Origin of the sequence: Kaistia sp. 32K, from assembly GCF_016629525.1 — a bacterium.
Lineage (GTDB): Bacteria > Pseudomonadota > Alphaproteobacteria > Rhizobiales > Kaistiaceae > Kaistia.
Genome location: NZ_AP024269.1, coordinates 1,823,587 through 1,847,521, shown reverse-complemented (window position 1 = coordinate 1,847,521; position 23,935 = coordinate 1,823,587). Strand labels below are relative to the sequence as shown.

The window sequence follows — 23,935 nt, the reverse complement described above, 5'->3', positions numbered from 1 at the left end:
GCCGCGGCCCGTTCGATCAGTACAATCCGCCGGTGCCGGAGATCACCGCCCGGTCGGCTTCGGGCGTCACCGTCAGCGGCTGCCCGTTCGCATCGGTCTGGCCGATGATCGAGTAGGTGTCCGGCGGGCCCGTTCCCGGCTTGAACGCCTCGAGGATCGTGCCCGGCGCGCCGGCGCTGGCGCGCATGCCCGTCTTGCGGTCGATCGGGATCAGCGTCAGGCCATCCGGCACGCGGAACGGAACGCCGGCCTTGTCGGCGAGCGCGAGCTTGAAGAAGTCGCCGGCGATCGGCGCCGCGACCTCGCCGCCCGTCATGCCGCGGCCCATCGGGCGCGGATTGTCGTAGCCGATGAAGACGCCGACGACGAGATCAGGCGAATAGCCGATGAACCAGGCGTCCTTGTAGTCGTTCGAGGTGCCGGTCTTGCCGGCGAGCGGCTTGCCGACGCTCTTCAGCACCGTCGCCGTACCGCGCTGGACGACGCCTTCCAGCATCGACGTGATCTGGTAGGCGGTCATCGGGTCGAGCACCTGCTCGCGATTGTCCTCGATGACCGGCTCGTCCTGGTGCGTCCACTGCTCGGCGTCGCACGTCTCGCAGACCCGCTCCTCATGCTTGAAGATGGTCTTGCCGAAGCGGTCCTGGATACGGTCGATCAGCGTCGGCTTCACCTGGCGGCCGCCATTCGCGAACACCGAATAGCCGGCGACCATGCGCAGCACCGTCGTCTCCGAGGCGCCGAGCGCGTTCGGCAGGAACGGGCCGAGCTTGTCGTAGACGCCGAAGCGCTTGGCATATTCGGCAACGAGCGGCATGCCCATGTCCTGCGCGAGCCGCACGGTCATGACGTTACGCGACTGCTCGATGCCGGTACGCAGCGTCGACGGACCATAGAACTTCTGGGCGTAGTTCTCCGGACGCCAGATCGGCTGGCCGTAACCGGGATCGACCTCGATCGGCGCGTCCATGACCACCGACGACGGCGTGTAGCCATTGTCGAGGGCGGCGGCGTAGACGAAGGGCTTGAACGACGAACCCGGCTGGCGCATCGCCTGGGTGGCGCGGTTGAACTGGCTCTCCGCATAGGAGAAGCCGCCGTCCATCGCCAGCACGCGGCCGGTATGCGGGTCCATCACGACCATGGCGCCGGCGATGCTCGGCACCTGGTGCAGGCGATAGGCGCCGGGCTTGCCGTCGGCGGGCTCGACATAGACGACGTCGCCGACTTCGAGCGCGTCGCTGGCGCCGCTCAGCTTCTTGCCGGCCGGCTTCGCCCACTTCATCTCGGAGAACGGGATAACGCCGGTCTCGCGGTCGGGCAGCAGCTTGCCGGATCCGTCGCGGCCGGGCTGCAGGCCGATCTTCGCCTCGTCCTTGTCGACGGCGGTGACGATGGCGAGGCGCCATTCGATGATGTCGCTGAGCGCCGGCACCGAGGCGACGGCGACGCCCCAATCGCCCTCGATCGGCACGTTCTTGACCGGGCCGCGCCAGCCATGCTGCTCGTCGAAGCTGACCAGGCCGTTCATCAGCGCCTGGCGGGCCATGACCTGCATGCCCGGGTCGAGCGAGGTGCGCACCGACAGGCCGCCGTCATAGAGCGCCTTCTCGCCATACATCTGCATCAGCTGGCGGCGCACTTCCTCGACATAGTAGTCGGCCGCGAAGATGTGCGGGCTGGTGACGCGCGTCTTGACGCCGAGCGGCGAAGCCTTGGCCGCCTCGCCCTCGTCGGCGGTGGCGAAACCGTTCTCGACCATGCGGTCGATGACCCAGTTGCGGCGCTCGATGGCGCGGTCGGCGTAGCGGAACGGATTGTAGTTGTTCGGGCCCTTCGGCAGCGCCGCGAGATAGGCGGCCTCGGCGAGGGTGAGCTCGTGCACCGACTTGTCGAAATAGGACAGCGACGCGGCGGCGACGCCATAAGAGCCGAGGCCGAGGAAGATCTCGTTCAGGTAGAGCTCGAGGATCTTGTCCTTCGAGTTCGCCTGCTCAATGCGGAGCGACAGGATCGCTTCCTTGATCTTGCGATCCATCGAGCGTTCGTTCGTCAGCAGGAAGTTCTTGGCGACCTGCTGGGTGATGGTCGAGGCGCCGATCAGGCGCTTGTCCGACGACAGGGCGGAGATGTTCTGCAGCGCGGCGCGGGCGATGCCGTAATAATCGAGGCCGGCATGCTGGTAGAAATTCTTGTCCTCGGCCGAGATGAACGCGGCCTTGACCCGATCCGGGATCGCCTGGATCGGCAGATAGAGCCGGCGCTCGCGGGCGTATTCGCCGACGAGCTGGCCGTCCGACGCGTGGATGCGCGTCATGACCGGCGGTTCATATTTGGCCAGGACTTCGACCGAAGGCAGACCGCCCGTCAAGCCGGACACGTACCAAGCCACACCTGCAGCAACAGCCAAGAAAAACACGGCGCCAATCCCGAATAAATAACCGATCAGTCGCAGAAACATATCGCTCGCGTTCCCCGCTGGATCGCCTTGCCGGCGACAAGCTCAAGCCGACGAGACGAACCCCGGTTCGAAATGGGTTGATCCGTTCGGCATCCGTCGCCTAGCGGGTCCTGAATGTCTAACGACACCGATCGCGCTCATCGCGCGACCATCGCCTGGCAACCACGGACTCAACCGCCCGTTGACCGCCGGCGAACTACTGGTTCGTTTGGCCTCGATAGACCCAATGGGTCCGTTCTTCCAGCCGATTTGTGGAGAAACTTGGGCGCTGGGGCCGATAAGCAAAGGCCGCGGCGGCGCGTGATGTTCAGGCAACAGCCCCATCACGGCTCCCCGACCTCCGGCGTCACCGGGACCGAGGCGGCCATGTTTGCAACCCGTGTGCGAAAAAACGCGTCGATGGCGCGGGTGATGGCGACGGCCGTTTTCTCGCGCCATTCGGGCGAAGTCAGCAGCTTTTCATCTTCCGCGTTCGAGAGATAGCCGAGTTCTACCAAGGCAGACGGAACGTCGGGCGCCTTCAGAACCATGAAGCCGGCCTGCTGGTGCGCGCGCTTGAACAGCCGCACGTTGGGCTTCAGTTCCTTGATCACGTTGCGCGCGAAAACGGTGGCGAAATTCTTGGTCTCGCGCCGCGCCAAGTCGATCAGGATGTCGGACACCTCGTTGGTATCCTCCGGCACGTCGACGCCGGCGAGGATGTCGGACTTGTTTTCCGATTCCGCGATCTGGGCCGCCATCTGGTCGGAGGCGCGCTCCGAAAGCGTGTAGACGGTGGCGCCGCGAATATCGCCGCCGGAGAACGAATCCGCGTGGATCGAGACGAACAGGTCGGCGTGCTTCTGCCGCGCGAACTGTACCCGGCCGCGCAGCGGCAGGAAGGTGTCGTCGGTGCGGGTCAGGATGATCTCGTAGCGGTCGTTCGCCTCGAGCTTCTCCTTCAAGACCTGCGCGAAGGCGAGCACGACGGTCTTCTCCAGCGTGCCCGACCTGCCGATGGCGCCCGAATCGATGCCGCCATGGCCGGGATCGAGCACGATGCGCAGCTTGCCGTCGTTCGGCGCGGGACCGGGGATCGCCTCCGGCTTCTGGGCCGGGCCCTTGCCGTCGCGGTCGCGCGAGACACGCAGCGTCTCCAGGAAGGCGGTGCGCGTGCTCTTGACGAGATCGACGACGACGCGCGCCGGCTGCCCTTTCTCCGCCGGCAGGACGAAGGCCTTGTCGATGGCGACCGGGCCGGTGGCATCGAGAACGATGCGCGACTTGCCGGCCGAGATCAGGCCGTAGCGGAAGGCGGAGACCAGCCCCTTGCCGGTCTTGCCCGTATCGGCGGGAAGCTCGAAATGCGTCTCGGGCAGGTCGACGACGACGCGGTAGGGCTCGTCGAGCATGAAGACGGAAAGCGCTGCCGGGCCCGAGAGATCCATGACGAAGCGGGTGCGCGATCCATCGCCGACGACGCGCGCCTCGCGCGCCACGACCGGCCCGGAGGCGACCGGGGCCACCGAAGATGGAGTGGTATCCGTCGCGGCATCCGGAGCGGCCGGATCCTGCGCGGCGCTGCCGCGAATGGCCGGGACGTCGACGGGAGCGGTGACAGCGGGAGCCGTAGCGTCAGGCGCGACCGCCTCGTCGCCGAGCGCGAGCCGCGCGGAATCGGGCGCCTGGGCGGCTGACAACAGCGTGGATGACAGCAAAAGGATACTCGCGGCGACAAGCCGTCCGGCCCCTCGCCTGCTGTTTCGCCAACCCTTTTGATCGGCGGTCACGCGTTTGTCTGCCTGCATCTGCTCGTGTCGTCCGGTGCCAGCCCCACCTTGCCCCGATATCCGGCTGTTTAGACGATTAGGCCGCAATGGTTAAGAGCCGATAACCAGAGTGCGTACAAGCTTAGCCTATCCACACCCGTTCCGTCCGAAAGGATCGCTCGCCGCCCTGCCCGTTCCGGCGCGCGCGCCCCAATATCCTTGCCAAGAATCGCCGCCTTCCATAAAAGGAGATCACGGAATTCATCCTCCGGCTGGTTTGCCGCCTTACGTGGCGTGATCGGCCTGACACGGAGGGGACGCTGCGGATCGATCGGCTGGCTTTCCAGCCCACGCGAACCAGGCACGTCCCGGTCGTTTCGGTGCACGGCCAGAGGATGGGGACAGGGATCCGGCGCGTGCAGCTCTCCTGATATTCAGAGCGCACGATGCGGGAACCTGCCGTCCGGCGACCGAGCGGTGCGCAAGCGCCGACGGTCGAGTTCCCGGCGGGGCTTGCTCCGGCGGTATATTCTTCAAGAGGCTCAAAGCGCGTACCCATGTTTTTGCCGACCCCCGACCGTCACGCCAACCTTGAACCGGCCATCGCCGGTCGCGGGGCGTCGACGGTGCTGGCGCAGGCGCGCGCACGTTCACTTTTCCCCCATCACGGTCCGCTCGCGACCAACACGGCATCGGCGCATGGCGCCGGCCGGAGATTTGCGCGGACGGGCCATGGAGAGTTCCCAATATGGCAAACAAGATGCTCATCGATGCCACCCACCCGGAGGAGACCCGGGTCGTGGTGGTGCGCGGCAATCGGGTCGAGGAATTCGACTTCGAATCCGCGAGCCGGAAGCAGCTGCGCGGCAACATCTATCTAGCCAAGGTCACCCGCGTCGAACCTTCGCTGCAGGCGGCCTTCGTCGAATATGGCGGCAATCGCCATGGCTTCCTCGCCTTCTCGGAAATCCATCCCGACTACTATCAGATCCCGGTCGCCGACCGTCAGGCCCTGATCGAGGCCGAGGAGCAGGAAGAGCGCGAGGCTGAAGAGCGCGCCGCCGCCAAGGCCAGGAACGGCCGCCGCCGCGGCAGCAATCGTTCGGCCGCCGCCAAGGCCGCCGACGAGGCGCGCACCGGCGAGGTCCAGTCGGACGACGCCCATGGCGACGAGGCTCACGGCGAAGAGACCAACCACGACGAGGCGAATGGCGACGACACCGGCGCCCGCGCCGAGCACCATGATGACGCCGGCCACGGCGACGACCATCATGACGATCGTCACGCCGAGGACGACCAGGACGCGCCGCACGGCGAGGACAACGCGCCGGCCGAGGTTTCCGCGTCGGACGACCATCACGACGACCACCATTCCGAGCTCGACGCGCCTCCCTCCGACCACAGCGTCGAGGAAATCGGCGGCGACGAGGAACATGAAGAAGACGCCGTCGACACCGTCGGCGCCGAGGACGCGCTCGAGGAGCTGCCCGAGCGGCGCCGCGCCCGCGCGCGCCAGTACAAGATCCAGGAAGTGATCAAGCGCCGCCAGGTGCTGCTGGTCCAGGTCGTCAAGGAAGAGCGCGGCAACAAGGGCGCGGCTCTCACCACCTATCTGTCGCTCGCCGGCCGCTATTCGGTGCTGATGCCGAACACGGCGCGTGGCGGCGGCATTTCCCGCAAGATCACCAACACCGCCGATCGCAAGCGTCTCAAGGAAGTCGCCGCCGATCTGGAGGTGCCGGAGGGCATGGGCGTCATCCTTCGGACCGCCGGTGCGACCCGCACCAAGGCCGAGGTGAAGCGCGACTTCGAATATCTGCTGCGTCTCTGGGAGAACGTCCGCGAGCTGACGCTGCGCTCGGCCGCCCCGACCCTCGTCTATGAGGAAGGCAGCCTGATCAAGCGGTCGATCCGCGATCTCTACAACAAGGACATCGACGAGGTTCTCGTCGCCGGCGACGACGGCTATCGCGAGGCCAAGGACTTCATGCGCATGCTCATGCCGAGCCATGCCAAGAACGTCCAGCCCTACCGCGAGAGCCAGCCGATCTTCGCCCGCACCGGCATCGAGGCGCAGCTCGACGCGATGTTCTCGCCGCAGGTGACGCTGAAGTCCGGCGGCTACATCGTCATCAACCAGACCGAGGCGCTCGTCGCGATCGACGTGAACTCGGGCCGGTCGACGCGCGAACACAATATCGAGGACACCGCCTACCAGACCAACCTGGAGGCCGCCGAAGAGGTGGCGCGCCAGCTCCGCCTGCGCGATCTCGCCGGCCTGATCGTCGTCGACTTCATCGACATGGAGGAGAAGCGCAACAACCGGGCGGTCGAGCGCAAGCTCAAGGACGCGCTGAAGAACGACCGCGCCCGTATCCAGGTCGGCCGGATCTCGCATTTCGGCCTTCTCGAAATGTCGCGCCAGCGTCTGCGCACCGGCGTCGTCGAGAGCTCGGTCGAGACCTGCCCGCACTGCCACGGCACCGGCTATGTCCGCGCGCCGGCTTCGGTGGCGCTGCATGTCCTGCGTTCGCTCGAGGACAACCTGCTCAAGAGCGCCACGCATAATCTGACGATCCGCACCAAGACCGTCGTCGCGCTCTACATCCTCAACCAGAAGCGCAACCACCTGGCCGAGATCGAGGCGCGCTTCGGCATCGCCATCACCGTTCTCGCCGACGAGACCGTCAACTCCGCCCAGCATTACATGCTCGAGCGCGGCGAGCCGGTCGCGCCGCGCGACGCGCCGCTGGTCGCGGCCCCCTCGCCCATCGTCCATCCCGATACGATCTATCCGGAAGACGAGGAGATCGAGGACGAGGCCGTTGCCGATGAGGCCGAGGCCGAGACGGAAGCCGCTGGCGACAGCTCGACCGAAGCGGCTCGCGCCGATGAAGGCGGCCGCCGCAAGCGCCGTCGTCGTCGGCGGCGGCGGGGTGGCGAGGCTGGCGCAGCCGGCCAGGACGCCGCATCCGGCGAGCATGGCGACGAGGATGAGGACGGCGAAGGCGCCGAAGCCTCCGAGGCGGGTGACGCCGACGTCGCTGGCGAGCCCGCATCCGATGATGCCGCCGAGGCGGATGGCGAAGGCCAGGACCATGACGAAAACGGCGAGCCGCGCCGTCGCCGTCGTCGCGGCCGTCGCGGTGGCCGTCGCGGCCGTCGTGGCGCCGAGGGCGAAGGCGCTGAGGGCGAAGGTTCGGAAGAGGGCCAGACGCTGGAGCTCGACGAGACCGGCGAAGTCCTCTCCGAGGGCTATGTCGAGGTCGAGGACCAGGGCATTCGCGACGTCGAGCCGGAAGACGCCGGCGAACGGCTGATTGCGGCCGACATCCCGGTCGCCGACATCGGCGACATGAACGAGCCCTTCCTGGACGAGATCCGCGACGAGCCGGAACTCGAAATGCCGGAGATCGGCGACAACGAGGACGATGCCCCGGCCGAGGAGCGCCCGAGCTTCACGGTGATCACCGAGGATACGATCGCCGCCGAGGAAGCCAGCGCGGAAGAGGCGGCTCGCGAGATCGTCGCTCCCGAGGCGGTCGAGCCGGTGGCGGCGCAGGCCGAGCCGGCGCCGAAGGCCGAAGCCGAGCCGCAGCCGGAGGACGATCGTCCGAAGCGCGGCGGCTGGTGGCAGCGCCGGTCGTTCTTCTAAGAACGGCGATATCGGAACGAAAAACGGAAAAGGCCCGGCATCTGCCGGGCCTTTTCTTTTGGCTGGGGCCTTGGGGCCTGGATCCGTCGAAATCAGACCGCGACGGAGAGACGGACGGCGAGGTTGGCGCGGGTCGCTTCCGAATAGGGGCAGACGACATGCGCCTTGGCGACGAGGTCCTCGCCGGCGGCCTTGTCGAAGCCCGGAAGCGCGACGACGAGCGCCACGTCGAGCGAGAAGCCGGTGCCGTCGGCGCGCGGGCCGATGCCGACTTCCGCCGTCACCGTGGTGCCCTCCGGCAGCGCCACCTTCTCCTTGCCGGCGACGAAACGCAGCGCGCTCAGGAAGCAGGCGGAATAGCCGGCGGCGAAAAGCTGCTCGGGATTGGTGCCGGGACCGTCATTGCCGCCGAGCGGCTTCGGCACGCTCAGCTGCAGGTCGAGCCGGCCATCGGCGCTGGTGCTGCGGCCGTCGCGGCCGCCGCCGGTGGAGGTGGCGGCGGTGGAATAGAGTGTAGTCATGTCCTGGCTCCTGGATGCGGCAGCGCGCTTTGGCGCTTCGATGCATGGCCGCTTGCGTCGCGGCGATGAATTAAATCGCATACGATCTAATCGCTGACGATGCATAATTTCGCATGGCGGGCATGCAGCCTTCTCGCTTCCGCTTCAATCGCTCACGATCTATCTTGGCGGGTTTAGGGAGCCGAGAGGGCCTTTCAGGGGAGATGCGCGTGATGGCAGAAACCACGGCGGCGGGAGCCGCGCTCGATCTCGACCGCATGCTCTGCTTCGCGATCTATTCGGCCAATGGCGCCTTCAACCGCGCCTATCGTCCGCTGCTCGACAAACTCGGCCTCACCTATCCGCAATATCTCGTGCTCCTCACGCTTCGCGAGCATGGCGACCAGACGGTGGGCGAGATCGGTGCGCGCATCTTCCTCGAATCGAACACGCTGACGCCGCTCCTGAAGCGTCTGGAGGCGGCAGGGCATCTGGTCCGCCGCCGCGATACCGCCGACGAGCGGCAGGTGCGGGTCGCCCTCACCGACCAGGGACGCTCGCTGCTGGGCGATGCCTGCGCGGTGACGAAGTCGCTCGGATCCGGGCTCGGGATCACGCAAACGCAGGCGCTGGAGCTCCGCGACAGCATCGCCGCGCTGCGTGACGCGCTGACCGCGCAGGGACGCGCCGACGCAGGCCGCGACGGATGAGCGCAAATCGGGGCGCATTCTCCCCTTCGAGCCATTCCAGCCTTTGACTTGCCTGCGCCACGGCGGCATAAGCAGGGCAACGAGATTTCGAGAAGAGGTCACAAATGGGCTGGTTCCTGACCGAGCTGTTCACCTGGTGGAACGGCCAGACCATGGGCACGCGCTGGTACACCCGCCGCAAGGGCGAGAAGGTCGGCACCGACGAGTTCGGCAACACCTATTACCGCACGCCGGACCGCGACCGCACCGCCGGCGGCTTCGCCGAGCGGCGCTGGGTCATCTACAACGGCTATGCCGACGCCTCGACGATCCCGACCGGCTGGCACGGCTGGATCCATCACCGCGTCGAGACGCCGCCGTCGCAGCAGAGCTACACGCCGCGCAACTGGCAGCGACCGCACAAGCCGAACGGCACCGGCTCCGCCGCCGCCTACCGCCCCAAGGGCTCGATCGTCGGCGCCGACCAGCGTCCGCGCTCGACCGGCGACTACGAGGCCTGGACGCCCTAGGCGCATCGTCGGCCCCTTGGTTGATTTCGAGAGCCCTCCCCGCGGAGGGCTCTTTTGTTTTGGGGGGTGGTGGCGCCGCCTCAGCTCCTCCTGAGGAGGCCTTCGCAGAACACCGAAGGTCGCCATGCAACCCACGCCCTATGGGCAGGGCACCGTCGCCCCGGCGGAGGCCGGGGCCCATAAACACTGGCCAAGAAATCTTTAGCTCAGCCTTATTGCCACAGGCCTGAGTGTCTGGATCCCGGCCTTCGCCGGGATGACGGCGGAGGGTTGCAAAATCCGATCCGCGCGATAGCGGCGGTGTTGCGCGAAGGTCTCCTGCGGGAAAGGTCGGCACGTGGCGCTCGGCCGATCGCCGAGGCCACTCCCCCTGACCGCAGTGCAAGCTCGACCATCATCCTGAGGTGCCCGGCGAAGCCGGGCCTCGAAGGAGGGTTCAGGAAACGCTCTTGAGTGCCCGCTGGATTCTCCTTCGAGGCTTCGCTCACGCGAAGCACCTCAGGATGATGGTGGAGCCGGTCGACCGGACTGGAGGTCTCTGAGGCTTGGCCCGCCCCGCCACCGCTCGACGCCCCCCCGACCCGATTCGGCCTCCGTCCGAAACAACCTGCAACCGTGTTCAGACCCCGGACGGCGACTTTCCGCCGTTTCGCGTTTCGCAAGGTCCGGGCCGCCACAGGGGCGGCGAATCTCCGGATCTGTGGAGATTGAGGATAAGGCGGGGATCATTTCCGTTGCGTCAGGATCGTCACAACGCCGTCGCATCCGGGGGCATCGCGACGCAAGGCTTTGTTAACCTTGCAACTCCCGCGATTTCCCTGGGGCTCGGCCCCGCGCTACGCGACCTCCGCCGGAATTTGCAACCCCAAATCCAGATATAGCCGGCTTTGAAATGGGCACCACTATTCCTTGACGGTTTCGTCGGACTCGGAATAGCTTCCGGCTGAGAGTTGGAATGCGCTCTGGGTCGCTCGGCCCAGATTTTCCAGGACATTGTCGGCAGCATCAGCATGCGGCGGAAGGGTAGACTCCCTCCCCGTTTGATCGCCTTATTGTGTCCGCGGTGTGAGTGCGCACCCCCTGACTTTTGGGTGTGTAAATACTATATTTAGAGTCTCAGCGTATCTTGAGCACAAGATGATGGATGGATAGAACCCATCCGCGTGTAAGGCGTTGGGCAAGGGACAGAGCGGGCGCGATAGCGCCGGCCGGGACGCGCTTGAAGCGCGCCACCAAAAAGCAAGGGGCTTGAGACGATGCGGATCGAACGGCGCTACACCACAGCAGGCCAGTCAGCCTATGCCGGGATCGAGTTCCGAACGACCAAGAGCGAGATCCGCAATCCCGACGGCTCGATCGTCTTCAGCCTCGAGGGCATCGCCGTGCCCGCGACCTGGAGCCAGGTCGCCAGCGACATCATCGCCCAGAAGTATTTCCGCAAGGCCGGCGTCCCGGCGCGGCTGAAGCGCGTCGAGGAGAACGACGTCCCGTCATTCCTCTGGCGCTCGGTCGCCGACGACAAGGCGCTGGCAAGCCTCCCCGAGAAGGAGCGCTTCACCGGCGAGATCGATTCGCGCCAGGTGTTCGACCGTCTCGCCGGCACCTGGACCTACTGGGGCTGGAAGGGCGGCTATTTCGACACCGAGGAAGACGCCCAGGCCTTCTTCGACGAGCACCGCTTCATGCTGGCGACCCAGAAGGTGGCGCCGAACTCCCCGCAGTGGTTCAACACCGGCCTGCACTGGGCCTATGGCATCGACGGCCCCAGCCAGGGCCATTTCTACGTCGACTTCAAGACCGGCAAGCTGGTGAAGTCGAAGACCGCCTATGAGCACCCGCAGCCGCATGCCTGCTTCATCCAGTCCGTCTCCGACGACCTGGTGAACGAGGGCGGCATCATGGACCTGTGGGTCCGCGAGGCGCGCCTGTTCAAGTACGGCTCCGGCACCGGCTCCAACTTCTCGGCGCTCCGCGGCGAAGGTGAAAAGCTCTCCGGCGGCGGCAAGTCGTCCGGCCTGATGAGCTTCCTGAAGATCGGCGACCGTGCGGCCGGCGCCATCAAGTCGGGCGGCACGACGCGCCGCGCCGCCAAGATGGTGGTCGTCAACGCCGACCATCCCGACATCGAGAAGTACATCAACTGGAAGGTGCACGAGGAGCAGAAGGTCGCCGCCCTCGTCACCGGCTCGAAGATCAACGCGCAGCACCTGAAGGCCATCATGAAGGCCTGCGTGAACTGCGAGGGCTCGGGCGACGATTGCTACGACCCGGCCAAGAACCCCGCCCTGAAGCGCGAGATCCGCGCCGCCAAGAAGGCGCTGGTGCCGCAGAACTACATCCTGCGCGTCATCCAGTTCGCCAAGCAGGGCTACACCGACATCGAATTCCCGGTCTACGACACCGACTGGGACTCGGAAGCCTACCTCACCGTCTCCGGCCAGAACTCCAACAACTCCGTCTCGATCACCGACGACTTCTTGCGCGCGGTGGAGGATGACGGGGACTGGCAGCTGATCCGCCGCACCGACGGCAAGGTCGCCAAGACGCTGAAGGCAAGGGATCTCTGGGAGCAGATCGGCCACGCCGCCTGGGCTTCCGCCGATCCGGGCTTGCACTTCAACACGACGATGAACGAGTGGCACACCAGCCCGGCATCCGGCCGCATCAACGCGTCCAATCCGTGCTCGGAATACATGTTCCTCGACGACACGGCCTGCAACCTCGCCTCGCTGAACCTTCTGCAGTTCCGCAACGAGGACAAGAGCTTCGACGTCGAGCGCTACGAGCATGCCTGCCGCCTCTGGACCGTCGTGCTCGAAATCTCCGTTCTGATGGCGCAGTTCCCGTCCAAGGAAATCGCCGAGCTCTCCTACGAGTTCCGCACGCTCGGCCTCGGCTACGCCAATATCGGCGGCCTGCTGATGACCGCCGGCATTCCCTATGACTCGGCCGAAGGCCGCGCCATCTGCGGCGCGCTGACGGCGATCATGACCGGCACGGCCTATGCCACCTCGGCCGAGATGGCCAAGGAGCTCGGCCCCTTCCCCGGCTTCGCCAAGAACCGCGAGCCGATGCTGCGCGTCATCCGCAACCATCGCCGCGCGGCGCATGCCGAGACCGCTGGCTATGAGGGCCTGTCGGTGCTGCCGGTGCCGCTCGACCACGGCTCGCTTCGGGATGCCCGCCTCGGCGAGCATGCCAAGGCCGCCTGGGACAAGGCGCTGGCGCTCGGCGAGCAGCATGGCTACCGCAACGCCCAGGCGACCGTGATCGCGCCGACCGGCACGATCGGCCTCGTCATGGACTGCGACACGACCGGCATCGAGCCGGACTTCGCGCTGGTGAAGTTCAAGAAGCTCGCCGGCGGCGGCTACTTCAAGATCATCAACCGCGCCGTTCCCGAGGCGCTGCAGACGCTCGGCTATGCCGAGCACCAGATCGCCGAGATCGAGGCCTATGCCGTCGGCCACGCCTCGCTGCGCCAGGCGCCGGGCGTCAACCACACGACGCTGAAGGCCAAGGGCTTCACCGACGAGGTTCTGGAGAAGCTGGAGGCGAGCCTCGCCTCCGCCTTCGACATCAAGTTCGTCTTCAACAAGTGGGCGCTCGGCGAGGAATTCCTGAAGGGCCTCGGCTTCACCGAGGCGCAGCTGAACGACCCGGCCTTCGAGATCCTGCCGGCGCTCGGCTTCTCCAAGAAGGACATCGAGGCGGCGAACGTGCATGTCTGCGGCGCGATGACGCTCGAGGGCGCCCCGCACCTGAAGACCGAGCACTACGCCGTGTTCGATTGCGCCAATCCCTGCGGCAAGCTCGGCAAGCGTTACCTCTCGGTCGAGAGCCACATCCGCATGATGGCGGCGGCGCAGCCCTTCATCTCGGGCGCCATCTCCAAGACGATCAACATGCCGAACGACGCGACCGTCGAGGACGCGAAGAACGCCTACATGCTGTCGTGGAAGCTGGCGCTGAAGGCGAACGCGCTCTATCGCGACGGCTCCAAGCTGTCGCAGCCGCTGAACTCGCAGCTCCTCGCCGATGACGAGGACGACGCCGAGGACGCGGTCGAGGCGCTGGTCGCCAAGACGCCGGCGGCGCGCGCGGAGCAGATCGCCGAGCGCATCGTCGAGCGGATCATCGAGCGCGAAGTCCGCAAGCGGGAGAAGATGCCGGATCGCCGCACGGGCTATACCCAGAAGGCGAATGTCGGCGGCCACAAGGTCTACCTGCACACCGGCGAATACCGCGACGGCCGCCTCGGCGAGATCTTCATCGACATGCACAAGGAAGGCGCCGCCTTCCGCGCGATGATGAACAACTTCGCCATCGCCATCTCCCTCGGCCTACAATACGGCGTGCCGCTGGAAGAATATGTCGAGGCCTTCGTGTTCACCCGCTTCGAGCCGGCAGGCCTCGTCACCGGCAACGAGGCGATCAAGAACGCGACCTCGATCCTCGACTACGTGTTCCGCGAGCTCGCCGTCTCCTATCTCGGCCGCAACGACCTGGCGCATGTCGTCCCCGACGACAACAACGCCACGACGCTCGGCGGCGGCGACCAGCCGACCGGCCGTCCTGCCCCGGTCAGCCACGGCCTCGTCCGCGGCAAGACCGAGCGCTTCAAGCTGGTCGACCGCGCCGGTGAATCGAAGGGCGCAGCGACCGCTCCCGCCGCCACCGGCTCGACCGTGACGGCGCTGCGCACGACAAGCGTCGGCGGCGCGGCCGCCACCGCCTTCAAGCGCGACGTCGCCACCGAGGCGGAGCTCGCGGTCGGCCACGCCGAGCCGGCCACGGCCCAGCCGAAGCCGAAGGCGGCCGAACAGGTCGCGATCGCGCGAATGAAGGGCTATGAGGGCGAAAGCTGCACCGAATGCGGCAACTTCACCATGGTCCGCAACGGCACCTGCCTGAAGTGCGACACGTGTGGAAATACGAGCGGGTGCAGCTAAGGGATTAGATATCTCCGGGCCTGGCGAAAGCCGGGCCCGGAATGCGGATAAATGGCCGGCTGCCGACGAGGCGGCCGGCCATTGTCATTTACGAGAAGCCGTTCGATCCTGTCCTTCGTGACGTTGATCGCGACTAAGGCTTCGGCTGTATGGATCCCCGCCTTCGCGGGGATGACGCCGGAGCATCCTGCTGACGATTGGCCGTCGCCGTCGATGCCACCCTCGCCGTCATCCCGGGCGGAGCGCAGCGAAGACCCGGGATCCATTCAGCCGAAGCGTGGATCGCGACCAAGAACGCAGCTGTATGGATCCCCGCCTTCGCGGGGATGACGCCGGAGCATGCTGCTGACGATTGGCCATTGCCGTCGATACCACCCTCGCCGTCATCCCGGGCGCAGCGCAGCGGAGACCCGGGATCCATTCAGCCGAGGCGTCGATCGCGACCAAAAACCCGGCTGCATGGATCCCCGCCTTCGCGGGGATGACGACGGAGCTACGTGCAGAGGTGGGCCGCAGCAAGCCGGGGCTGACAATTCACAAACGGGCGCGCATCATTGCGCGATGCAACCCTGTGTTTACATCCTTGCCAGCGGGTATAACGGGACGCTCTACGTTGGCGTCACCAGCACGCTTGCCCAGCGCATCTGGCAACATCGGGAAGAAACCTTCGAAGGTTTCAGCAAGCACTACGGCGTGAAGGCGCTCGTCTACTATGAGCCGCATTCCAGTATGGAAGCCGCCATCCTGCGCGAGAAGCAGCTGAAGCGTTGGAACCGCGCCTGGAAGATCCGGCTAATCGAACGGGACAATCCCGACTGGCGCGACCTCTATCCGGAGATCGCGATCTGACGCCCCCCATCATCCCGCGCGGCGCAGCGGAGGCCCAACATCGATGCCACCCTCGCCGTCATCCCGGGCTTGACCCGGGATCCATTCAGCCGGAGCGTCGATCGCGACGAAGAACCCGGCTGCATGGATCCCCGCCTTCGCGGGGATGACGACGGAGCGTGCGGTTCCGGCAAAGCGCGGGCGGGGCCTAAGCCCCGCCCCCTACCACGATACGTTCAGCCCGATCCTTCCGCCGACCTTGCCTTCGTCGGCGCCGATGGCGAGGCCGCCGTTGAAGGTGACGTTGCTGTTGATGCGGAAGGCGCCGGCGAGGCCGAAGGCACCGTCGTTCTCGAACTGGGCGAAATTGCCGGCGAGCGCGAAATTGTGCCCCTGCTCGATGATCGGCACCGGCAGCGCGCCGATCACCGCGGCGGCGCGGCTGGTCTCTTTGGCCGAGGCGAAGGCCTGGTCGATCCGCTCGGCGAGGTCCGTCTGGCCGAAGACCGGGCCGTTCTCGGTCTGGCGCGCGGTCTCGCCGGTGTCGACCCGGACGCAGGTCTCGGTGCCCGGGATATATTGATAGCCGGGGCCGAACGTGTTGCAGACGCGCACATATTCCACCGGCGCGGCGCGAACGGCGGCCGGCGCAACAGCGAGGAGGACGGCGGCGCCGAGGATCGTGATCCGCATGGCCATGCTGCTGCCCGCCCTACCAGGAGAGGTTGAAGCCGACGCGGCCGCCGACCTTGCCCTGGTCGGCGCCGACCGCGAGGCCGCCGTTGAAGGTCAGATGGCTGTTGACGCGGAACGCTCCGGCGAGGCCGAAGGCGCCGTCGCTGTCGAACTGGGCGAAATTGCCGGCCAGCGCGAAATTGTGGTCCTTTTCGATGATCGGCACCGGCAGCGAGCTCATCACCGCCACGCCCTCGTTCGCCTCGTTGATCGCGTCGAAGGCCTGGTCGACGCGGGAGGCCAGCTCCGTCTTGCCGAAGACCGGCCCGTTCTCGGTGTTCTTCGCTGTCTCGCCGGTCGCCACCTTGACGCAGGTGTCGGTGCCCGGGATGTACTGGTAGCCGACGCCGAACGAATTGCAGACCCGGACATATTCGATCGCGGCCCGGGCGGGCGCGGGCATAGCGAGAGCGCTCGCCGCGACGAGCGTCGCGGCGCCAATGGCCGAAATCTTCATGTTGTGCCCCTACAGAAGCGCTGCGACGCCGCCGGGCCCCGCCTTACGCAGCGCGAGACTAGCGCCGCAATTTCCTTTCCAACAAGATCGCCTGCCATCCGATAAGGCTGCCGTTCATCATTCCTTTACCGTGTTGCAGCTTTGCAACCGATCGCACCCAAGGCCGATCGGCGCGCCATGGTTCGGCCGAGGTAGGTCCGCGGCCTCTCCTTGCCGAGACGGCGATCTGCCCCTATCTTATGGGCATATCGCCAGAAGCGCGGAGGTTTCCATGGCTCACACGCAAGCGCTCGACATCGTCGGCGGCGAGAGCGCGCTCGGGCTTTCGATCCGCAGCGGGCGCGACCTGATCGCGGCCGTCCGGCATGGCTTGCCGGTCCAGGCGGTCGAGCATGTGCTCGACAGCGGGCGGATGACGCTGGCCGAATTGGATCTCGTCGTCCTGCCACGAAAAACGCTGTCGCACCGCCGCAAGATCGGCACGCTCACCGCCGACCAGTCCGACCGGCTGATGCGCGCCGCGCGCGTCATCGCGGCGGCGGAAGACACATTCGGCTCGAAGGAGAAGGCGGCCTCATGGCTGCGCCGGCCGACGACGGCGCTCGACGACGAGACGCCGCTGTCGCTGCTCGACACATCGGAAGGCGCGCTGCAGGTCGAGACTTTACTCGGCCGGATCAACCACGGCATCGCGGCGTGATGGACCGCTTCCCTCGCCTGCCGGCGTGGCGCGCTTGATCGCCTGGCGCATCAGCCGGGCACCGTATGCCGATCTCTCCGGCACCGGGGCGCGGCTCTATGGCGGGCGCTGGAATTCGCCGGGACGGACGCTGATCTATGCGGCCGAGACGGCGGCACTCGCCGTGCTTGAGGTCCGCGTCCATCTCGACCTGACGCCCGACCTGCTGCCGGACGATTATGTCCTGACCGGCATCGCGGTCGACGGCCTCGCGGTCGAGACGGTCGATACGCTGCCTGAGGCCCCGCAGGCGACGGGCGACGCCTGGCTCGCCGAGGCGCGGACGCCGATCCTGCGCGTGCCCTCCTTCATCGTGCCGGAGAGTTCGAACCTCCTGATCAACCCCGCCCATCCCGACGCGGCGGGGCTGAGGGTGGAAAGCCAGCGGCCGTTCCGCTTCGACGCCCGGCTCTGGCAGCCCTGACGCGTTACAATTGCGACGACAGCCGGCCCTCGCGCTGTGGCGCGCGGATGAATTTTTCCACCAGCTCGGGCGTCCACTCGACATATTCGACAAGCGCACCGTCAGCGTGGCGCGCATAGAGGAAGCGCCCGGTCGGCGACGCGGCAGCAGGCTGCGTGATCGTGGCGCCCGCCTGCTCCAGCCGGCGCTGCGCCTCGTCGAGATCCCGAACGATCCACGGGCCGTGGCTGTCGCGGATCGGCGCCAGCGCCGCATCGGTGCCGCCGACGATGAAGGTGTCGCCGATGCCGATCAGATCCCACTCGCCGAAGCGGAACTTCAGATGCGGCTCGGCGCCGTGCAACGCCTGGAACGTCGCCAGCGCGCTCTCGGCATCGTTGGTGAAGACGCGGGCATAGGTCTTTAGGATCATGGGATTTTCCTGATTTTCGACATCACGGCGGGAGCCTGAGTGATTCTTAGTGATCCCTAAAAAAACCTGAACTTGACGGGAGGGGTCAAGGGATATTTAGTGGTCGCTATGGAACTTCGGGAAAAATCACGCGGCGGGCGTCCGCGCAGCTTCGATCGCGATGGCGCGCTCGACATCGCCATGCGGCTGTTCTGGCGGCATGGCTATGAGGGCGTGTCGATCGGAGAGCTGACGCGCGCGCTCGGCATCGCGCCGCCCAGCCTCTACGCCGCCTTCGGCAGCAAGGCCAAACTCTATGCGGAGGCGCTAGGCCGCTACGAGGCGCTGTCGACGGTCGGCCTGCCAGAGGCCGGCGAGGCGGAGACGCTGGAGGACGCCGTCCGGCAGCTTCTGGAGGCGAGCGTAGCCGCCGTCACCCATCCGGCCGGCGAGCTCGGCTGCATGATCTCGACCGGCATGATCTTCGCCAATCCCGAGCACGAGGACGTGGCGCGCATCGTGGCGGAGCGGCGCGATCGCTATCGCGAGGCGATCGTCCGCGCGCTCGCGCCCTGGGCCGGCGAGGCGGAAGCGCCGGCGCTCGCCCGCTATCTCATCGCCGTGATGCAGGGCCTTTCCGTGCAGGCGCGCGACGGCGCCAGCGCCGGGGAACTTGGCGCCATCGTCGAGCAAGTGCTGGCGGGGCTGCGCGCCCGGCGGCTCGCCGGGTCCTAGGGCGGGAGACGGCTCCTGGTTTGAGAACGCCCTGATTTCACCTCTCCCAGAGGGAGAGGTCGACGGCCAAAGGCCGGCGGGTGAGGGGTTGAGCCCTATCCGGATGGTTCCCTAACCCCTCACCCGGAGCTTCGCTCCGACCTCTCCCTATGGGAGAGGTAAAATGAAGCATCCCCCTCCTCCCGCCCGAACTCAGTCCGCCGCGCGGATTGCCTCGATCTTGTCCATGCCGCCGACCTTGTCGGCGAATTGCTGCCAGACCGGATGGGCGCCGGCTTCCCAGGCCGGGCGGTCCTCCGGCTGGATGACATGGCCGCCATTCTCCAGCGCCAGCTCGATCGAGGCGCCCTCGTCGGCGACGATCAGCGCGTCGAAATAGGCGGCGCCCGCCTGCGCCGCCTGCTGGAAGACTTCCTTCTCGGGATCGCTGAGGCCGTTCCAGAAGGGCGCCGCAAACATCACGACGCCGGAGGCCCAGATGTGGCCGGTCTCGGTCAGCCAGGGCACGACCTCGTAGAGCTTGAAGCCGGCATAGGCGGATTTGGTCAGGTCCATGGCGTCGACGACGCCCGTCGCCAGCGCATTGTAGGTCTCGGGGATCGGGATCGCCGCCGGATTGGCGCCGAGCGCCGACCAGAGCGCGGTATGCAGCGGGCTTTGCAGGACGCGGATGCGCTTGCCGGCGAGCTGCTCGGGAACGGTGATCGCCTCCTTGGCCAGCAGATGGCGGGCGCCATAGTTGATGTAGTCGGCGACGATGAACTGCTGCGCGGCGAATTTCTGCTTCAGTTCGGCGCCGAGATCGCCGTCGAGCACGCGGTTCAGATGGTTGCCGTCGCGAAAAATGAACGGCAGGTCGAGGATCTGCGCCTCCGGCACCCAGCCGGAAAGCGCCGAAACGGTCGAGAGCGAGGCCTGGATCGAGCCGAGCCGGAGGCCCTCGGCCACCTCCTTCTCGCCGCCGAGCGCCGCGTTCTGGACGATGTTGAAGCGGAAGGCGCCGGGAAGCTCCGCCTCGACGCGATCGCGGATGTTCTGCCAGATCATCGTCTCCGGCTTGTCGGGGCCGAGCAGCGACGCGACGGTCAGCGTCCGCACCGCCGCCTCGGCCCGGCCGATCAGCGCGGGCGCCGCGAGCGCCGCTGTGCCGGCGAGCGTTGCGGATCGGAGGAACTGGCGGCGGCTGAAGACGGACATGGCGGGCTCTTTCCTAGCGGGGAGCAGCGAGGGCGCTGGCGACGACGGCGCCGGCCGAGAGAATGGCGAGCGAGACTATCAGCGCGGCGAGATAGGGCAGGATGGCGCGGAACAGCGACGCCGCCGGCAGGCGCGTGACGCCGCTGACGACATAGACCAGCATGCCGACCGGCGGCGTCAGGCCGCCGATCATCAGATTGACGACGACGATGACGCCGAAATGGATGGGATCGATACCGGCGGCGACCGCGAGCGGCAGCAGCAGCGGCCCGAACAGCAGGATCGCCGCGCCGATATCGAGGACGAGGCCGACGACGAGCAGGATGACATTGCTGAGCAACATGACGGCGACGGCGCTGTTGCCGAAGGCGCCGGCGAGGCTCGCCACCAGGCCGGAGATGTCGTCGACGGCGAGCAGGAAGGCGAAGGGCGCCGCCGTGCCGATCAGGAGGCCGATGGCGGAAGCCTCGGTGCCGGCCTGGCGGAAGGCGTCGTAGAGGCTGGCGGCGCGCAGTCGCCCGAACAGGCCGAGGCCCAGCGTATAGAGCGCGGCGAGCGCCGCCGCCTCGGTCGTCGTCACGATGCCGAGGCGGATGCCGGCGACGACGATGAAGCCGAGGCCGAAGGCGGGGATCGCCGCCACCGCCGCACGCCACTTTTCCGAGCGAGACGCTGGCATCGCCGTGGCGCCGCCCCGCACCGTCCAATGGATGGCGACGGCGAGCGACACCGCCATCACCGCGCCGGCGACGAAGCCGCCGACCAGCAGCTTGCCGACGGAAAGATTGGTCGCGGCGGCGAGGATCAGGAAGGCGATCGACGGCGGGATGACGTTGTCGAGCACCGAGGTCGAGGCGATGATCGCGCCGGCCTGCGCCGGCGGATAGCCGCGCTTGACCAGCTCGGGCTGGAAGGTGCTGGCGCCGAAGGCGGCGTTGGCGACGGACGAGCCGGAGGCGCCGGAGAACAGCACGCTGGTGAGCAGCGTCGTCTGCGCGAGGCCCGCCCGCTTGTGACCGACCAAGGCTGCGGCGAAGCGGACCAGCTGGCCGGCGACGCCGGAGGCGGTGAGCAGGCCGCCCGCCAGCAGGAAGAACGGAATCGCGAGCAGCAGGAACTTCGACAGGCCCGAGACGACGGAGCCGACCATGGCGGGCTCCGGCATGGTGCTGCCGAAGGGAATGGCAAGATAGGCGGCGGCAAGGAAGGCGTAGGGCAGCGGCGCCGAGACGACGAGCCCGACCAGCGCGATCAGCCCGAGCGCGAGGCTCGGCGGCAGTGATGTCGCGATCTCGAGTTTGCCGGCGCCGGCATAGACGACGACGGCGATCGCCAGCGAGGCAAGGAGCTGGAGGCTTCTCCCGGCGGCGATCCGCTGCAGGAACACCGCCAGCAGCACGAGCGCCCCGCCACCGCCGAGCAGCGCGAAGCGGATCCATTCCGGCAGATCGAGCATCGGCGAGACGCCGCCGATCATCGCCGCGATCTCGGCGGCGCCGGACACCAGCACCAGTCCGCCGACGAGGACGAAGGCGTCGGCGAGGATATCCGCGGTTCGCTGCCCCCAGGCCGGCAGCAGCCGCGTGAAGACGTCGAGCCGCATGGCGAGCGCGCTGTTGATGGCGAGCGGCGCGCCGAAGGCGATCAGCGCGACATGCAGCCAGATCGCCAGCTCGTCGGAGCCGGCAAAGCCGCCGCCGAAACCGTAGCGCAGCGCCACCGCCGTGATCACCACGCCGAGCAACGCCGCGAGCAGCCCGGCGCAGACGAGGCCGAGGAGCCCCTCGAGCCAGCGCAGCAGACGGCCGGCGACGACCGCCCCGAAGGCCTCGCGCGTCACCAGGGTTTCGCTCGACGACAAGGCTGCCCGTTCCTAGCGCAACGGCGAGAAGGCCGTCGGCCGTAGGATGCGGCTGCGCATGCTCTGGACGAAGCCGGAGGTGCGGGCGCGGAACTTCTGCCATTCGGGATCGGCTTCCATGGCGGCGCGGCGACGCTCGCGCTCGCCCAGCCCCTCGAAGCCCCACATATGCACCACCTCGTTGACCGTGCCGACATCGGTGGTGAACCAGCCGATCAGATGGCCGAGATGGTGGATCTGCAGTTCCATTCCTTCGCGCACATAGAGATCGAGGTATTCCCGGACATGGGCCGGGTGGATGGCATAGGTCCGCTCGTCGACAATCATCGCCTGCTCCGTCCGCGCGTCCCGTTCTCCCGCGTCGGCTCGCAGGATCTAGCCGGAACATCCTGATCGGCTTGGGGAAACCGCCTGGCCGCCTCCATTCGATCGCCCCGGCTTAGGCGAAAATGGCGGGCTTGGCGACCGCATTGTCCAGCATGGCAAGGATATTCTCCCGCGCGCGCCGCGATTGGAAAAAACCGCCCCGCATGGCGCCGCGCCGCACGTGACGGTAAAATGACAGCCTCCGGGAGGGCTCGATTCGATGCGCAAATCCCAGCCGCGCCTGTTCGAAGAACTCGTCGTCGCGGAAGTCCGGCTGTCGAAGTTTCTCGACGGAACGACGCAGCTTGCCGGCGCGCGCTTCGTCAATTGCCGGCTGACGGACTGCGACATGACCGGGCTCAATCTGTCCGAGGCCGTCTTCGAGCATTGCGACGTCAGCGGCTCTGATCTTCGCGGCGTCGACGCCTCGCGCTCGCGCTGGACGGGCACGCGCAGCCTCAAGACGAAGCTCGCCGGCGCGGATCTCTCCGAAGCGCAATTCAGCCACTCGAATTTCAGCAATGCCGACTTCGCCGGCGCGCGGCTGTCCCAGGCGAGCTTCGAGGACTGCAAGCTGACGGGCGGCGACTTTCAGGGCGCGGCGACGCTGGGCATCTCGTTCCGCCGCTCCCGCTTGAACGGCGCGATGCTGCGCAACATCTCCTTCCGCAAGGAGACGATCGACGGGGTCGACTTCGCCGATGCCGATCTCGCCGGCTCCGATTTCCGCCATGCGATCTTCGTCGATTCGTCGCTCCGCTCCGCCAATCTGAAGGCGGCCAAGTTCGAGAGCGCCGACCTGCGCGGCTGCGATCTCGGCGACATCACGCTCGCCGACGCCGCGCTGTTCCGCCGGGCCATCATCTCGAAGGCGCAGGCGAGCGAGCTCCTGAAGGGAATCGGGCTCATCGTGCTCTGAGGCGTACCCTCAGCGCCATCCTTGGGTTGAACAGGTCTCTGGTCACCCGGCCGCCGGGCGCTATATTGACGCTGCGGCAACATCGCCGCGGAGGAGAGTACCCATGCGTGCACTGCTTCTCGCCCTTGCCATCGGCTCCAGCCTCGTGCCCCTCACCGGATGCACCAGCAATCCGAATGCCCCGGGCATCGAGGCCATGAACCCCGTCAACGCCTGCGGACCCGGCGGCTCGGCCAACGCCGAGGATTGCCCGAGCGGCCGCGGTCGCTAGTATCGCGGAAGAGACGTCTCTCCCGCGCCGATAGCAGCCACGATACCCGGCAGCACGGGATCCCTTCCGCGAGCGACAGCGCGCGGAAAGGATCCCGTTCTCGCCCGGCTGTTTACGCGCGCCGGACGCCCTATCTAACTGGCATCTGCCCCCACCTTTGAGTCATCATGCCCCAATTCTCCGTCCTTCTCGTCCTCTGCACCCTCCTCGGGCTCAGCGGTTGCACCACCGATCCGAATTCGCCGGCCATCCGCGCCATGGAGCCGGTCAATGCCTGCGGCTCCGGCGGCACGCAGGACATCAATGCCTGTTCCTCCAATCACCGCTGAGACCAGCGGGCCGGATTGCCGCAACCAACGGAGTGCGCGCGGGGCGAGAAGTTTCGCGCGCGTGCAAGCGGCCCATTCGACGCGGGTGAACTCCGTCACAGCCATCGGGCCGGTTCTTGCTCTCGCCATGAACTCCGTCCAGAATGCC

20 protein-coding genes are annotated in these 23,935 nt (G+C 67.0%); 11 read left to right on the top strand and 9 right to left on the bottom strand.

Annotated elements, in window-relative coordinates; translation table 11 throughout:
• Positions 1–16: 16 nt before the first annotated feature.
• Together K32_RS08265 and K32_RS08260 are read right to left on the bottom strand one after the other, a co-directional pair.
• The gene (locus tag K32_RS08265) at positions 17–2,461 is read right to left on the bottom strand and encodes a penicillin-binding protein 1A (protein WP_201403557.1); all 2,445 of its coding nucleotides are present in this window, start codon (positions 2,459–2,461) and stop codon (positions 17–19) included.
• 323 nt (positions 2,462–2,784) lie between these two features.
• Positions 2,785–4,158, bottom strand: a complete 1,374-nt coding sequence (locus K32_RS08260) for an N-acetylmuramoyl-L-alanine amidase (RefSeq protein ID WP_244669904.1) — start codon at positions 4,156–4,158, stop codon at positions 2,785–2,787.
• 799 nt (positions 4,159–4,957) lie between these two features.
• On the opposite strand from K32_RS08260, the gene K32_RS08255 reads away from it, so the two are divergent.
• On the top strand, positions 4,958–7,864 hold the full coding sequence (locus K32_RS08255; protein ID WP_201403556.1) for a ribonuclease E/G: 2,907 nt from the start codon (positions 4,958–4,960) through the stop codon (positions 7,862–7,864).
• Between the two features lie 92 nt (positions 7,865–7,956).
• On the opposite strand, the gene K32_RS08250 is transcribed toward K32_RS08255, so the two are convergent.
• Entirely contained in the window at positions 7,957–8,385 is a 429-nt protein-coding gene (locus K32_RS08250; protein ID WP_201403555.1) for an organic hydroperoxide resistance protein, read from the bottom strand.
• A 212-nt stretch (positions 8,386–8,597) separates the two neighbouring features.
• Between K32_RS08250 and K32_RS08245 the strand changes: the two genes are divergently transcribed.
• From K32_RS08245 to K32_RS08230, 4 genes are all read left to right on the top strand, one after another.
• A complete protein-coding gene (locus K32_RS08245; RefSeq protein WP_201403554.1) occupies positions 8,598–9,074 on the top strand; it encodes a MarR family winged helix-turn-helix transcriptional regulator in 477 nt (158 codons plus the stop codon).
• A 104-nt stretch (positions 9,075–9,178) separates the two neighbouring features.
• Positions 9,179–9,583, top strand: a complete 405-nt coding sequence (locus K32_RS08240; RefSeq protein ID WP_201403553.1) for an NADH:ubiquinone oxidoreductase subunit NDUFA12 — start codon at positions 9,179–9,181, stop codon at positions 9,581–9,583.
• 1,256 nt (positions 9,584–10,839) lie between these two features.
• Positions 10,840–14,535, top strand: a complete 3,696-nt coding sequence (locus K32_RS08235; protein ID WP_201403552.1) for a vitamin B12-dependent ribonucleotide reductase — start codon at positions 10,840–10,842, stop codon at positions 14,533–14,535.
• A gap of 561 nt (positions 14,536–15,096) precedes the next feature.
• Positions 15,097–15,384: a GIY-YIG nuclease family protein gene (locus tag K32_RS08230; protein ID WP_201403551.1), complete on the top strand. Its 288-nt coding sequence runs from the start codon at positions 15,097–15,099 to the stop codon at positions 15,382–15,384.
• Between the two features lie 201 nt (positions 15,385–15,585).
• On the opposite strand, the gene K32_RS08225 is transcribed toward K32_RS08230, so the two are convergent.
• Positions 15,586–16,062, bottom strand: a complete 477-nt coding sequence (locus tag K32_RS08225) for a porin (RefSeq protein WP_201403550.1) — start codon at positions 16,060–16,062, stop codon at positions 15,586–15,588.
• Between the two features lie 13 nt (positions 16,063–16,075).
• The gene (locus K32_RS08220; protein ID WP_201403549.1) at positions 16,076–16,555 is read right to left on the bottom strand and encodes a porin; all 480 of its coding nucleotides are present in this window, start codon (positions 16,553–16,555) and stop codon (positions 16,076–16,078) included.
• A 271-nt stretch (positions 16,556–16,826) separates the two neighbouring features.
• On the opposite strand from K32_RS08220, the gene K32_RS08215 reads away from it, so the two are divergent.
• Together K32_RS08215 and K32_RS08210 are read left to right on the top strand one after the other, a co-directional pair.
• Entirely contained in the window at positions 16,827–17,255 is a 429-nt protein-coding gene (locus tag K32_RS08215; protein WP_201403548.1) for an antitoxin Xre/MbcA/ParS toxin-binding domain-containing protein, read from the top strand.
• 25 nt (positions 17,256–17,280) lie between these two features.
• Positions 17,281–17,718: an RES family NAD+ phosphorylase gene (locus K32_RS08210; RefSeq protein WP_244669903.1), complete on the top strand. Its 438-nt coding sequence runs from the start codon at positions 17,281–17,283 to the stop codon at positions 17,716–17,718.
• Between the two features lie 4 nt (positions 17,719–17,722).
• Here K32_RS08210 and K32_RS08205 read toward each other — a convergent pair whose 3' ends face one another.
• Positions 17,723–18,130 (bottom strand): VOC family protein, encoded by a 408-nt coding sequence (locus K32_RS08205; RefSeq protein ID WP_201403546.1) that lies wholly within the window; start codon positions 18,128–18,130, stop codon positions 17,723–17,725.
• 108 nt (positions 18,131–18,238) lie between these two features.
• On the opposite strand from K32_RS08205, the gene K32_RS08200 reads away from it, so the two are divergent.
• Complete coding sequence (locus K32_RS08200) at positions 18,239–18,844, top strand: TetR/AcrR family transcriptional regulator (RefSeq protein WP_201403545.1); 606 nt, start codon at positions 18,239–18,241, stop codon at positions 18,842–18,844.
• Positions 18,845–19,036: 192 nt separating this feature from the next.
• Here the strand turns inward: K32_RS08200 and K32_RS08195 are convergent, their stop codons facing one another.
• From K32_RS08195 to K32_RS08185, 3 genes are read right to left on the bottom strand one after another with little or no spacing between them, the layout of a single operon-like run.
• Positions 19,037–20,041 (bottom strand): TRAP transporter substrate-binding protein, encoded by a 1,005-nt coding sequence (locus K32_RS08195; protein ID WP_201403544.1) that lies wholly within the window; start codon positions 20,039–20,041, stop codon positions 19,037–19,039.
• A gap of 13 nt (positions 20,042–20,054) precedes the next feature.
• A complete protein-coding gene (locus K32_RS08190) occupies positions 20,055–21,902 on the bottom strand; it encodes a TRAP transporter large permease subunit (RefSeq protein ID WP_201403543.1) in 1,848 nt (615 codons plus the stop codon).
• Positions 21,903–21,914: 12 nt separating this feature from the next.
• A complete protein-coding gene (locus K32_RS08185) occupies positions 21,915–22,229 on the bottom strand; it encodes an NIPSNAP family protein (protein ID WP_201403542.1) in 315 nt (104 codons plus the stop codon).
• A 259-nt stretch (positions 22,230–22,488) separates the two neighbouring features.
• On the opposite strand from K32_RS08185, the gene K32_RS08180 reads away from it, so the two are divergent.
• The 3 genes from K32_RS08180 (at position 22,489) to K32_RS08170 (ending at position 23,787) form a co-directional block, all read left to right on the top strand.
• The gene (locus tag K32_RS08180) at positions 22,489–23,187 is read left to right on the top strand and encodes a pentapeptide repeat-containing protein (RefSeq protein ID WP_201403541.1); all 699 of its coding nucleotides are present in this window, start codon (positions 22,489–22,491) and stop codon (positions 23,185–23,187) included.
• A 103-nt stretch (positions 23,188–23,290) separates the two neighbouring features.
• Complete coding sequence (locus K32_RS08175; RefSeq protein ID WP_201403540.1) at positions 23,291–23,458, top strand: hypothetical protein; 168 nt, start codon at positions 23,291–23,293, stop codon at positions 23,456–23,458.
• A 167-nt stretch (positions 23,459–23,625) separates the two neighbouring features.
• On the top strand, positions 23,626–23,787 hold the full coding sequence (locus K32_RS08170) for a hypothetical protein (RefSeq protein WP_201403539.1): 162 nt from the start codon (positions 23,626–23,628) through the stop codon (positions 23,785–23,787).
• Positions 23,788–23,935: the final 148 nt, after the last annotated feature.

Bases quoted from the DNA above. Each gene is read 5' to 3' on its own strand.
- K32_RS08215 (WP_201403548.1), top strand. From the start codon at position 16,827: ATGGCTCACACGCAAGCGCTCGACATCGTCGGCGGCGAGAGCGCGCTC.
- K32_RS08225 (WP_201403550.1), bottom strand. From the start codon at position 16,062: ATGGCCATGCGGATCACGATCCTCGGCGCCGCCGTCCTCCTCGCTGTT.
- K32_RS08205 (WP_201403546.1), bottom strand. From the start codon at position 18,130: ATGATCCTAAAGACCTATGCCCGCGTCTTCACCAACGATGCCGAGAGC.
- K32_RS08245 (WP_201403554.1), top strand. From the start codon at position 8,598: ATGGCAGAAACCACGGCGGCGGGAGCCGCGCTCGATCTCGACCGCATG.
- K32_RS08265 (WP_201403557.1), bottom strand. From the start codon at position 2,461: ATGTTTCTGCGACTGATCGGTTATTTATTCGGGATTGGCGCCGTGTTT.
- K32_RS08195 (WP_201403544.1), bottom strand. From the start codon at position 20,041: ATGTCCGTCTTCAGCCGCCGCCAGTTCCTCCGATCCGCAACGCTCGCC.
- K32_RS08220 (WP_201403549.1), bottom strand. From the start codon at position 16,555: ATGAAGATTTCGGCCATTGGCGCCGCGACGCTCGTCGCGGCGAGCGCT.
- K32_RS08250 (WP_201403555.1), bottom strand. From the start codon at position 8,385: ATGACTACACTCTATTCCACCGCCGCCACCTCCACCGGCGGCGGCCGC.
- K32_RS08230 (WP_201403551.1), top strand. From the start codon at position 15,097: ATGCAACCCTGTGTTTACATCCTTGCCAGCGGGTATAACGGGACGCTC.
- K32_RS08200 (WP_201403545.1), top strand. From the start codon at position 18,239: ATGGAACTTCGGGAAAAATCACGCGGCGGGCGTCCGCGCAGCTTCGAT.
- K32_RS08180 (WP_201403541.1), top strand. From the start codon at position 22,489: ATGCGCAAATCCCAGCCGCGCCTGTTCGAAGAACTCGTCGTCGCGGAA.
- K32_RS08255 (WP_201403556.1), top strand. From the start codon at position 4,958: ATGGCAAACAAGATGCTCATCGATGCCACCCACCCGGAGGAGACCCGG.
- K32_RS08240 (WP_201403553.1), top strand. From the start codon at position 9,179: ATGGGCTGGTTCCTGACCGAGCTGTTCACCTGGTGGAACGGCCAGACC.
- K32_RS08170 (WP_201403539.1), top strand. From the start codon at position 23,626: ATGCCCCAATTCTCCGTCCTTCTCGTCCTCTGCACCCTCCTCGGGCTC.
- K32_RS08235 (WP_201403552.1), top strand. From the start codon at position 10,840: ATGCGGATCGAACGGCGCTACACCACAGCAGGCCAGTCAGCCTATGCC.
- K32_RS08175 (WP_201403540.1), top strand. From the start codon at position 23,291: ATGCGTGCACTGCTTCTCGCCCTTGCCATCGGCTCCAGCCTCGTGCCC.
- K32_RS08185 (WP_201403542.1), bottom strand. From the start codon at position 22,229: ATGATTGTCGACGAGCGGACCTATGCCATCCACCCGGCCCATGTCCGG.